The sequence below is a fragment of the Amycolatopsis sp. NPDC059657 genome (assembly GCF_042734395.1).
GTDB lineage: Bacteria > Actinomycetota > Actinomycetes > Mycobacteriales > Pseudonocardiaceae > Amycolatopsis.
On record NZ_JBHWEB010000025.1, the window covers coordinates 13364 to 24365 of the forward strand.

8 protein-coding genes and 1 CRISPR repeat array (1 of these 9 only partly in view) are annotated in these 11002 nt (G+C 67.3%); of the genes, 3 read left to right on the plus strand and 5 right to left on the minus strand.

From position 1 onward, the window contains the following. Positions 1-27: 27 nt before the first annotated feature. Positions 28-3975: an alpha-(1->3)-arabinofuranosyltransferase gene (locus ACFV15_RS16210; RefSeq protein WP_378351243.1), complete on the minus strand. Its 3948-nt coding sequence runs from the start codon at positions 3973-3975 to the stop codon at positions 28-30. 146 nt (positions 3976-4121) lie between these two features. On the opposite strand from ACFV15_RS16210, the gene ACFV15_RS16215 reads away from it, so the two are divergent. Next, positions 4122-4772: a class I SAM-dependent methyltransferase gene (locus tag ACFV15_RS16215; protein WP_378351244.1), complete on the plus strand. Its 651-nt coding sequence runs from the start codon at positions 4122-4124 to the stop codon at positions 4770-4772. On the opposite strand, the gene ACFV15_RS16220 is transcribed toward ACFV15_RS16215, so the two are convergent. After that, a complete protein-coding gene (locus ACFV15_RS16220; protein ID WP_378351245.1) occupies positions 4766-6496 on the minus strand; it encodes a hypothetical protein in 1731 nt (576 codons plus the stop codon). The two genes, ACFV15_RS16215 and ACFV15_RS16220, sit on opposite strands and share 7 nt — an antisense overlap. A gap of 12 nt (positions 6497-6508) precedes the next feature. After that, positions 6509-7993 carry a substrate-binding and VWA domain-containing protein gene (locus tag ACFV15_RS16225; RefSeq protein ID WP_378351246.1) on the minus strand — a complete coding sequence of 495 codons (1485 nt, stop codon included), beginning with the start codon at positions 7991-7993 and terminating at the stop codon, positions 6509-6511. A gap of 91 nt (positions 7994-8084) precedes the next feature. Here ACFV15_RS16225 and ACFV15_RS16230 point away from each other — a divergent pair, with 91 nt between their 5' ends. Beyond that, positions 8085-8471: a hypothetical protein gene (locus tag ACFV15_RS16230; protein ID WP_378351247.1), complete on the plus strand. Its 387-nt coding sequence runs from the start codon at positions 8085-8087 to the stop codon at positions 8469-8471. Between the two features lie 54 nt (positions 8472-8525). On the opposite strand, the gene ACFV15_RS16235 is transcribed toward ACFV15_RS16230, so the two are convergent. Then, positions 8526-8834 carry a hypothetical protein gene (locus tag ACFV15_RS16235; protein WP_378351248.1) on the minus strand — a complete coding sequence of 103 codons (309 nt, stop codon included), beginning with the start codon at positions 8832-8834 and terminating at the stop codon, positions 8526-8528. Between the two features lie 145 nt (positions 8835-8979). Then, complete coding sequence (locus ACFV15_RS16240; RefSeq protein WP_378351249.1) at positions 8980-9444, minus strand: hypothetical protein; 465 nt, start codon at positions 9442-9444, stop codon at positions 8980-8982. A gap of 290 nt (positions 9445-9734) precedes the next feature. Between ACFV15_RS16240 and ACFV15_RS16245 the strand changes: the two genes are divergently transcribed. Continuing rightward, a complete protein-coding gene (locus ACFV15_RS16245; RefSeq protein ID WP_378351250.1) occupies positions 9735-10478 on the plus strand; it encodes a DUF2637 domain-containing protein in 744 nt (247 codons plus the stop codon). Position 10479: 1 nt separating this feature from the next. Beyond that, positions 10480-11002: direct repeats of the CRISPR family, unit length 29 nt; unit sequence GTCGTCCCCGCGCGAGCGGGGCTGGTCCC (it continues 360 nt past the right edge of the window).

Below are 11002 nucleotides of genomic sequence, written 5' to 3' on the forward strand. Positions count from 1 at the left end.
ACTCAATAGCCAAAACTCGGGTTTCGTTCAAGCCTTCCTCGCCCCGAACCAGTCGACACAACACGCGACCACGGCGGCCGCCGCCAGCAAAAGCGCACCCTGGGTGACAAGCCCATAGGCCCAGTCCTGCCCATGCCCCAGCAACCGTCCGGTCACCGCGACCCCGGTACCCACGACCATCCCCCCGATCGCCAGCACCCTGGGCACCCGTTCACTGAACTGCCGCCCGAGCAGGCAGACGATCAGCAGCACCACCGGCAACATCCCACCCAGGACAACCAAGACCACGATCATCCCCACCGCGGCCACACTCGCCCCGCCGGGCTCGACCGTGATCCGCCGCCGTCGCGCGGGCAGGAACGCACCCAGCAGGAACAACGCGACCGCGATAGCCCCGACGAGCAGAGCCATCCGATACGTCGAGTCCGGGGTGAACGTCAGCGACACCACCCCGCCCGCCCCCGCGGGCACGATCCAAGCCTGTTGCCAACCGTCCACGCGCGTGCGAGCCAGCGGGCGGCCGTCCAGCGTGGCCACCCATCCGGCGTTGGCGTTCTCCGGCACCGCGAGCACCGCTTCGGCGCCGGGCGCGACCGTGACCTCGCGCGAGGTGGCGTCCCATGTGGACACTTGGACCGCACGATGTTCGACGGGCGTGACGACGGCGTCGACCGGGCGGAACCAGAGATCCTGCACCACGAACGAATCCGACCGATCGGTCCGGACCTCGTGCCCGCCCGGCGCGAGGTCGACTCCGCCTTCCGAGTCCGGGCAGGTCCGCAACGCGAGCGGCCGGTGTGCGGTCAAATCGGCCAGCGTGCCCTGCACTGACGTGTGATAGTCGAGACCGTCCAGGTGGACGTTCGGCCCGGACCCGCACGGCACGGTGAACGAGGTCTCCGGACTCGGCAGCCCGTCAAAGGACAACGTTCCGATCCCGAACGCGATCCGCCGATCATCGTCGGACGCCACGATGCTGATCTTCAACTGCTTGGTCTCCAGTGGACTAAACGTCGCCACCCCGTCGACCAGCTCCACGATCTGACTGCCCGAATCAGTGGACAGCTCGAGCCGCGGCGGCGCCTTGGCCGTCCCCAGCGGGTCAACGGCCACACGCAGCGACGAGATCCGCTGCTCCTCCGGCCAGTCGAAAGTCAGCGTCGGCCGCAAATCGGTCAGATCCGGGATCCACGCCGTCGCGGGATCGCCGTCGACCGCCGCGAAACCCGAGGCCGCGATATCGCCGCCGAGCTGCGAGGTCGCCGAGACCTGGACGCCCGGCAACGTCAACGGGCTCCGCGCGTCGAAAGCCGGGACCACGGTTCCGCCGAACACGAAGGAAGTACGCGCCGAGGTGCCGAACAGCCGGTGTACACCACCGGGTTCCTCGCCTTGGCGGACCAGCTGGGAGTCACAGCGGACGTGTCCGTCGTCGGTCACGCAGGCGTAGCGCGGCTGCGCGCCCCTGGTGAACGCGAAGCCGGGGACGTCGCCGGCGGGCAGGTCGGACGGCACTTCGAGGGCGCGCTGCGGATCGGTGCCGGGGATCTTGAGCTCGGCGATGCCGACGTTGCCGTCCTGCCTGCCGACGACCAGCGACAGCAGCGTGATCCGGACCTTGCGGGTGAGGCCTGGCGCGGTCGGGTAACTGTGCGGGCCCGCGCCGCGCGCGACCTGCTGTTCGACAGAGCCCGCGTCGGTGGTGACGCGGATGCGGGTGGCGGGCCAGCCGACGCGGATGTCCTCGACCATTTCGAGGTCGATCGCGTTGACCAGCCTGGGTGTGTCGAGTTCGACCTCGAGCCATTGGCCGATCGGGCCGGTGAACGACGACGAATGCCACGCCGTGCGCGAGTCGCCGTCGATGGCCGCGAACGGCTGATGACTCGGGTCCGCGCTGCCGAACGCGTCGGCGAACGAGGCCGCCGTCGACGCGGTGACCGAGCGGATCCCGCGATACGCCGCGACCGTCTGATGCTGCCGCCCGGGAAACGGCAGCACATCGCTGGCCGCACGATCCAGTCTCGGCGACTCGGACGCGGTCAACGTCTGGCTGAGATTGTCGCGCACACCGGCGACATTCCGCTCGGCACGGCGCAGGCCGTCGGTGACATACCGGGGACCGCCGGGCGAGCCGCCGTCGCCGGTGAGCACGGTCGGCGCCGTGGGGTCGAGCTGACCCGAATTGAGCAGTGGCAGCAACGACTCGGGGCCACCGCTGACCGTTGGAACATCCTTTGTGGACGTCGCGGTGACCGTCGGCACCTCGCGCTGCACCTCGTAGATCTCCAGCGGGCCGAACGTCGCCGCCTTGCCGATGCCGGAGGAACCGGCGAGCCCGGAGCGCAGTGTCGACACCGCGGGCGCGTCGAGCTTGCGGCGGTCAATGTCGTTGCGCAGCAACAGGAACCGGTACCCGGACCGCGCGAGCAACGGCGCGAGGCCGGGGTCTCCCCTGCCGTCGGCGAGTGCGGCGTCGACGGTGTCCATCAGCCGCGTGTTGCCCTCGGACCCGAGCGGGACCTGGTTGCGCACGGCCCAGGGACTCGACGCGAGCGCTTGCGCGGGCTCGTCCACCGTGCGGCCCCACTCGTACTCGCCGAAGCCGGTCGCGGGCAGCATCAGCGTGCGGGCGCGCGCGTCGGCCTTCGCGACATACGCGAGCGCGTCGTGCCAATAGCCGGGCACGTCGTCCCAGCCCGGGCCTGGGCGCAGCGTCAGCATGAACGCGGGCGCCGCCATCCCCAGCACCAGCAGCAGGCCGAGCGCCGGGCGTGCCCAGCGGCGGGCCGCGTGCACGGGACCCGAGATGCCGTAGACGAACGCCAGCATGAGCGGCAGCCGCAGCACCGGCTCGAACTTGTGCACGTTGCGCAGCGGCGCGAGCGGCCCGTCGAGCAGATGCCGTACCGGTTCCGCGAGCGGACTGTCCAGCGTGCCGACATACCCGACGGTGAGCAGCGTGAGCCCGACGAGCACACCCAGCACCAGGAACCGGCGTTCCGGCAGCGCCGCGCGCGTGAGCCCGAACAGCCCGACCGCGGCCACCAGCCCGGTCACCGCCATCAGCACCGGATTGTCGATCAACGTCCAGCCGGCTGGCCACCATGGCGTTCCCTGCACGACGTAGGCGACCCATTGGTTCGTCCCGCGCAGCACCTCGAACAACGACATCGGCGCGGTCGTGTTGGTCGCGGACTCGATGTAGTTCAGGAACGGCAGGCTGTATTCACCGAGCAGCAGCAGCGGCAGGATCCACCAGAGCGTCGCGCCGACGACGAACGCGATCCACCACAGCACCAGCTTCAGATGATCCGTCGTCCAGAACCGGGTCAGCAGCCACAAACCGGGCAGCACCAGCGCCATGACCACCATGGCGCCGTTCACACCGCCCATGCACAGCACGGCGACAGCGGAAAACCCGGCGGCGCGGCGCGGCGACCCGATACGGTCCGCGCGCACCAGCGGCAACAGCACCCAGGGCAACAGCACCGCGGGCAGCATTTCCGCCGACAGCGGGCCGATTTCGGTGAGCATGCGCGGCGCCAGCGCGTACCCGAGCGCGCCGACCAGCCGCGCCCGCTCGGTGCCGATGCCCATCGCACGCGCGAGCAGCAGCGCGCCACCGAACGCGACCGAGAGCAGGATCGCGCACCACAGGCGTTGCGAGATCCACACCGGCAGCCCGGCCGCCCGGCACAGCGCGAAATACGGTCCCATCGGGAACAGGTAGCCGTAGGCCTGGTTCTGCAGTTCCCCGCTGGTCGCCTGCGGGTTCCACAGATGCAGCGCGCGCACGAGGAAATTCAGCGGATCAACCGACAAGTCGAGCTTCGTGTCGAAAGTCGTCTTGCCAGGCCGTTGCACGAACGACAGCACGGTCAGCCCGAGCACGATCCAGGTACTCGGCCCACGCAGCAGCCGCCGCGGTGCCCGTTCGACACTGCCCTCGGTCCGCGCGGCCATTGTTACCATCCGGTAGATACTAAGCGGAAACGTGGCTACGATGGGCCGACGATTTTCCCAGCGGCCTAGGCAGGTGCGCTATCTCTTCTGAGCGGACACATACAGCGGACGACTTCGGCCACGCGTGGGCGCTCGCGGAACCGGTCAAGGGCTGGATGACCAGGGACCAGGGCCTCGCGCTGTGGAATGCCGCGCGCAGGCTCGGCAAGGGCGACGTGATCGTGGAAATCGGCAGCCACCAGGGCCGATCGACGGTCGTGCTCGGCTCCGCCGCGCGCACGGTCGGCGCCACGGTGATCGCGGTCGACCCGTTCGTCGACGGCAAGCTGTTCGGTGGATCCCCGACACGCCAACGGTTCGAGGCGAACATCACGGCCGCGGGACTGGACGACGTCGTCGAGCTCGTCGCCGGATACAGCACCGAACTGCGGCCTGGCTGGGATCGTCCGATCCAGTTGCTCTACATCGACGGCAAGCACGACTACTGGACATACACCGACGATCTGCGCTGGTCCGCGCATCTTCCGCCGGGTGGAGAAATCCTGGTCCACGACTGCTTTTCGTCGATCGGTGTCACACTCGGCACGATCGCGAAGGTCCTTTTCGGACGGCGTTACGCCTATGTGGACCGTGCGACGTCGCTCGCCCGGTTTCAGTTGCGCAAGCCGACTTCGGCCGATCGGCTGCGCACATTAGCCCAATTGCCATGGTTCTTCCGCAACGTCTGCATCAAAGTGCTGCTGCGGCTGCGCTTGCGCGCTGTGGCCAGGCTGGCCGGCCACGACAGCCCGTACGACCCTTACTGAGTGATCGGCTTCCCGATCTCGAGCTTCGCGGCGCAGATCGGCGCGCCCTTGCCCGAAAGCTGCAGGCCGACCTTGTCGTAAAGCCCCTCGATGGGCACGTAGACCGCATGCACGCCCGGCGGGAACCACACCGGCGTACGCACGCCGTCGTGGTCGACGAAGCCTTCGCCGCCGTCGGAGGTGAAGTACTCGATCTTGAGCAGGTTGCGGCCGAGCACAGGTTTGTCCAGCGGGATGCGGACAAGGTCTTCACCGACGACCGTGCCGCAATCCGGCGCCGGACCAGGCAGGCCGCGGGCGACAGGGTCGACGCCGATGATCCGTTTCGGCTTGCCCGTGTCGTCGAGCAGGTGCATCTTCACGGTGGCCTGATCGAACCGCGTGCCGGGGATCAGGCCGACCACCCGCGAGGCGCGTGAATTGTCGGCGAACCATTCGTGCATCACGTCACGCGGCACGAAAGTGTCGTACAGCACCAGTTCCGAGTCGTTTTCGACGGCGGCGCGGACGTTCGCGATGTACTGCCGCGACTGAGCGAACCGCAATGCCGGCGCGAGCCGTGGGAAAGTCACGGCCGAGCTCGCCAGCAACAGTACACAGAGGACGATCGCGACCGGCCGTTCCCGCGCCCCGCCGGTCTCGCCAGGCGTCAGCACCGCGAACGACCCGCACAGCGCGGCGATCAACGCCAGCTCGGCGACATACCGCGGATCGTTGCCCAGCCCCGGTCCGACATCGGTGAGCCGCGTCGCCGCCACCAGTCCGACGTCCACGGCGAAGGTGAACCCCAGCAAGACCCAAGCCTGCCAAGCACGACGGCCGGTGCGACGCCCGGCCGCGATCACCAGTACCAGCAGCCCGATCAGCAGGCCGACGCTCACCAGGATCGGCGAAGGCGACCACGTCGCACCGGGCCCCGGACCGGACCACGGCCCGCCGAGCAGCCCTGGCAGTAGCGTGTCCGCGAGCATCCGCCCGGTCAGATCGGCCACGGTACCAGCGGAAACCGTGCCGGTACCGTGCGCGACCTGGCTGGATGTCAACGACAGCAACAAAACAACATAACCCGCAAGCACGACGCCGAGGCAGGCCCAGAGCTTGAGGTGCTTGCGCAGCGGTTCACCGAGCAGCACGGTGACGCCGACGACGAGCACCGGAATGAAGACGGCCTTCTCGTAAAAGGAAAGCCCGAAGACGGTCCACGCGATCGTGCCGATCGCCCAGCGTCCACCCTCACGCAGATAACGCACGTGCGCGTGCAGCGCGCCGGTCATCGCGAGCAGTACCGGCAGCACCTGGACGCCGTATGCCCACCAAACAGTGGGCACCAGCAGCAGATTCGACGCGGTGACCACGGTGAACGGCACCAGGATCGCCCACCGCCGCCCGAAACACCGCACGAGCAGCGCCCAGAACAAGAACGACGCGGCCGCCTGCATGAGCAGCAGCGGAATCGTCAGCACCGCGAAGTTCAAGGGTGCCAAGGCGGTCAGAAACCAGGTGAGAAGAAAACATCCGGGCGCGAGATGCCCTTGGTAGTCCTGGAAAAGGTACCCGAGATCGAACGGCGCGGCATGCCCGGCCCGATAGGTGATCAAGAAGTCGTCTTGGCCGAGACTCCCGTGCAACGCCGCCCAGGCGTGAAAACCGAACGGCACCGCGGCCGCGACGAACGCCGCGACAGTGAGCGGCGACAGTACCTTGACCGCGGGTCTTTCACGCACCAGCACGGCGCCTCACTTCTTACAGGCGGGAGGTTGACACATGATCTTGCTCAACGCCTGATAGAAGACGTCGGAGATCTTACGAGGATCGGCGGTGGTGAACGACTCCCCGCCGGTCGCGGCCGAAACGGCCTGCAACTCGGTCGCGTCGATGTCCGGACCGATACCGATTCCGATGACAGGCAAGGGTTTACGCGGGTCCTGCAGCCTGCCCAGTTCGCGCTTGAGCTGGTCGAGGTTGATCCCGTCCCGGTCCTCGTTCTGCCCATCGGTGAGCACGACGACCAGATTGATCCGGCCAGGCCGCCAATTCTGCCGCGCGCTTTGATAAGCGGCGAGTATCGAGTCATACAACCCCGTCGCACCGCCGACCTTGGGCCGCACGGCCTTGAGCTTCTCGACCCCACCGGCCGCGACCTGCTCGGCGATCGTGCGCATCGGCAGGAGTTCCTGGTAGTCCTTGTCCCCGTCCAGCTTGGTGGAGAACAACCACAACCCGAGCTCGGTCGTCAGCTTGAACAGCCCCAGCCCTTCCGTCGCGGCCTCGAGCGTGAGATCCATTCGCGACCGTCCAGTGCCGGGCACAAGGGCGGCCATCGACCCGGAGACATCGAGCAGAACCTGAATGCGCGCACTGAGATTCACCCCGGCCCAGGCTTGCAGCACGGAGTACATGGCATCCGCGGGCAGTGCCGGAGCAGCACCCCGGAACCCGGCGTCGGCGATCGCCTTGACGGCGTCCGGCGCGAGCAACGTCCGGAGAAACCGCTCAGCACCAGCCCTTCCGGCCTCAGAAGCCTTGGGAAGCACAACGTACGGATAGTCAAGACTCGGCGCGTTCGCGTAGACCGGAACCCGCTTGTGCCCCAACGCGAACTGCTCGGACGAGGGAAGCACCTTGGGGTCCGGCGCGGCCAGTTTCCGCATGGCAGCGATGAAGGAGGCGTCGTCCTTGTTCAGCTCCTTGACCCCGAGCAACGCTGAGATGCCAACTGGATCACGGTTGGGATCAGGCACCCCGACGGTCTCGCCGTCGAGGATTTCCTGCCACCCAGGCGCCTTCTCGGGCCAGCCGTACTTACGCGCGGTCTCGTCATCGAGCGACAGGACGACGGGAGAACTCGCCACCGATTGACCGGATTCAGGCAGATTCCAGGCTCCGGCATCCCTGGCCTGCAACAACCACGTGCTCGACTCAGGCACCCAGACATCAAGCCCACTCGACCCACCGGCCAGCGCCTCGGCGGTTTCAGCGGACCCGGCGGACGCGACGTCGGCATGGAAACAGTCCTGCTCAGGCAGGTTTCGAGCCAATTCCGTGAGCACCGGCGCGATATCCGGCGCCGCGGCGATCCTGACCTGCGTGGTGCTCTCGCACCCACCGTTCGCCAACCGCGCCCGCAGATACTCGACCCCGACCCAGCCGAGCAACGCGATCACCAGCAGCGCACTCAAGATGACGACCGGCGAACCGAACCGCCTCGCGTCTTCCCGCATGCACCTGCCTCCGTGTCACCGAAGGCGTCATTACTTCACAGTAGCGCCGGTTTGGCAACGACGCGGCATTCGTCGTAACCGGCTCCGCCAAGTGAACGACCTAGGTCATGTGCTCACCAAGCGCATCCTGCTCGCGGCGGCCGCCGTGACGCTTTCCGCCTGCACGGCCCCGCAATCTCCACCTGGGCCGACGACGCCGCCGGCCCAGGTGCCCGTCACGACCTCGTCAACGGTTCCGCCGCCACCACCAATCCCCGTGACCGCGACCGCGACACTCAAGGCTTCTGCCAAGAGAACGGTCTCGCCGTCCGGCCCCGGTTGCGGTCAGCGAGCGGTCACAGCGGGGAAGTTCAACCCCGCATGCCTCGAATACCAGGGCTATCTGGATCCCGGCGGCCCCGGCCGCGGCCCGACCTCAGGCGAACTCCAGCACCGGTACGGCTGCGAGCAGGGCTACATCCCGAAATCCGAATGCTGAAAAGAGCGGGGAAGCGCCCGCGTTCCCGCGGCGGGCGCTTCCCCGCTCAGCCCATCACCGGGTACAGCTGATCACCGCGGTCCCGTAGTAGTAGCCCGGACCCCACCGGCTGGAGTCGGTGAACGTGGTCACACACTGCGCGGGCGGAATGTAGCCCGCGATCGCCGCCTGCCGCTGCGCGTCCTTGACGGCGTTGTTCTTCGCCTTGCTCGGGCTGTTCCCGAAATCCCAGCCACTGAAGGTCTGCGTCTCCTGGATGACAGCCGCGTTCGCGGTGGCCGCCCCGACCTGGATCGCCGGAACCACCACCCCCGCACCGACGAACGCCACGACAACCAGTCCACGCTTGATGAGCCTGTTCATCACTCCTGCTTCTCCCCTCGCAGTTACCAGCCAGTGTGAGTAGGTAACTCACTGCCATTCATGTCAGCTGATACGACCATCATGGCCGGCCTTCAGCCATGGTGTCAACTGAGATGAATGAGTGAGAGACTGCATCCACACAGGCTTACGCCAGTGACAGCAGGTTGAACACGTAGGTCTCATCGCCAGGTGCCCGATCGAGCACCCGAACACTCCCGAGCACGCCCTGATAGGCGCCGGTGCCACCGAGGACAACGGCCGGATAGTCATGCTGCGACGTCAAGAAAGCGGCGTGCCCGTCGATAGTGCCGTCCAGCAGCTCGAAGTGAGCCTGACAATCCAGCAGGAGATCAGCGGTAGTGAATGCCACGACCACACAATCAATGGCAGCACGACCGGCCTTGCCACCATTTTGATCTTTGAGGCTTTCGCGAATGGTGAGCGGCTGCCCCGGCAGCGGCGGCGTCGTGATGCCACCGAGGTCGACCACCGCGGTCGCCGGATCACTGACCACCGTGAACTGCTTCACCGTCACGGCATCGGCCACCCCAGGCGCCAACGCGAACAGCATCGCCGAACCGAGAATCGCACTTAAGTATCGCTTTTTCACGAGAAACCTCTCCATGGCGCGACTGGTTGGCCCATCAGTCGCTCAGGAGCGGAAAAGTGTTAAAGCGAGAAGGAGCGGGCACCGGCCTGCGCCGTCGCGGTCGCCACGACCGCCGGAACCGAGCCGAGCGCGCCGGCCAGAACCAGCATGCCGAACCCAAGGTCGCCGTTGTGCAGTGCCCCCGACCTGGCTCGGACCGCATCCGCACGCCGCAATATAGCCCGTGAGCTGCGAGTTTCCGCAACCGTGGAAATCGAACGACGCCGTCGACGCACTGGCGGTGACGCACGATGACTACCAACAACCAAGACCGCGCATTGTGGGTGCAGTGCGCGTGCACGGCCCTGGTCGCGCTCGGCGCGGCCTACGCCTCGTACCGCCACGGCCGGGAGTTCGCGCTGAGGTTCGGCGCCGACGAGTCGACCGCCGCGATCTGGCCGCTGATCGTCGACGGCCTTCTCACCATCGCCACCGTCGAGCTGTGGCGCTCCGCCCGAAGTCCCGGTCGATGGAAAGCCTGGCTGGCTTTCGCATTCGGGATCATTCTGTCGCTCTGCGCCAACGTCGACGCGGCACCGATCCTGAATGCACCGGCGATCGCTGTCGCGGCCTGCCCGCCCCTGGCTCTTCTACTAGCCGTCGAGCTGCTCAACCGCGCGCTCAAGCGCAGTCGCGACAACCGACAGCAGGAACCTCTGCTCGAGTCCAAAACTCTGGCAGCCGACGCCACCACTGCCGGGCACCTATCGCTGATCTCAAACACACGCGGTTCCACGGCCGTGGAACTCACCGCCGAGCAGCAGATGTGGGCGCACTACACCACCGAACTGTCGAAAGGCCGAACACCGACCGGCGCCGAACTCGATCGCATCGCCGGCACAAACAACTACGGACGCCGAGTCCTCCGCCAATGGCGCAACTCCGGGCAACTTCATGACATACACGCCCCAAGCAGCGCATCCGAATCCGCAGCCCTCCGGAATCAAAGTGATGCAGAAACGCTGTCCCCATTGCTAGAGTCGCTGGTCAAGTAGTGTCGTCCCCGCGCGAGCGGGGCTGGTCCCGGTTGACACTGAGTATCTGGAGTGCGTGGTGGGTCGTCCCCGCGCGAGCGGGGCTGGTCCCGCGCCAACGAGCGGACTCACTTGGCCTTCACCGTCGTCCCCGCGCGAGCGGGGCTGGTCCCGCGCCAACGAGCGGACTCACTTGGCCTTCACCGTCGTCCCCGCGCGAGCGGGGCTGGTCCCTGGCGGAGTGGCTGGACATGCTTGGCCTCACAGTCGTCCCCGCGCGAGCGGGGCTGGTCCCAAGGTCATCATGACCACCCGCACCAAGGACGTGTCGTCCCCGCGCGAGCGGGGCTGGTCCCTCCCGCACCCCGCAGGGCGACGGCCGGCTGCGGTCGTCCCCGCGCGAGCGGGGCTGGTCCCGTTTTTGCAACGGTGGCGCGCTCAGCCTTATCGTCGTCCCCGCGCGAGCGGGGCTGGTCCCACAAAGCTGACGGCCAGCGCCGCAGTGGCCAAGTCGTCCCCGCGCGAGCGGGGCTGGTCCCGATGCG

Bases quoted from the DNA above. Each gene is read 5' to 3' on its own strand.
- ACFV15_RS16245 (WP_378351250.1), top strand. From the start codon at position 9,735: ATGACTACCAACAACCAAGACCGCGCATTGTGGGTGCAGTGCGCGTGC.
- ACFV15_RS16235 (WP_378351248.1), bottom strand. From the start codon at position 8,834: ATGAACAGGCTCATCAAGCGTGGACTGGTTGTCGTGGCGTTCGTCGGT.
- ACFV15_RS16225 (WP_378351246.1), bottom strand. From the start codon at position 7,993: ATGCGGGAAGACGCGAGGCGGTTCGGTTCGCCGGTCGTCATCTTGAGT.
- ACFV15_RS16210 (WP_378351243.1), bottom strand. From the start codon at position 3,975: ATGGTAACAATGGCCGCGCGGACCGAGGGCAGTGTCGAACGGGCACCG.
- ACFV15_RS16215 (WP_378351244.1), top strand. From the start codon at position 4,122: ATGACCAGGGACCAGGGCCTCGCGCTGTGGAATGCCGCGCGCAGGCTC.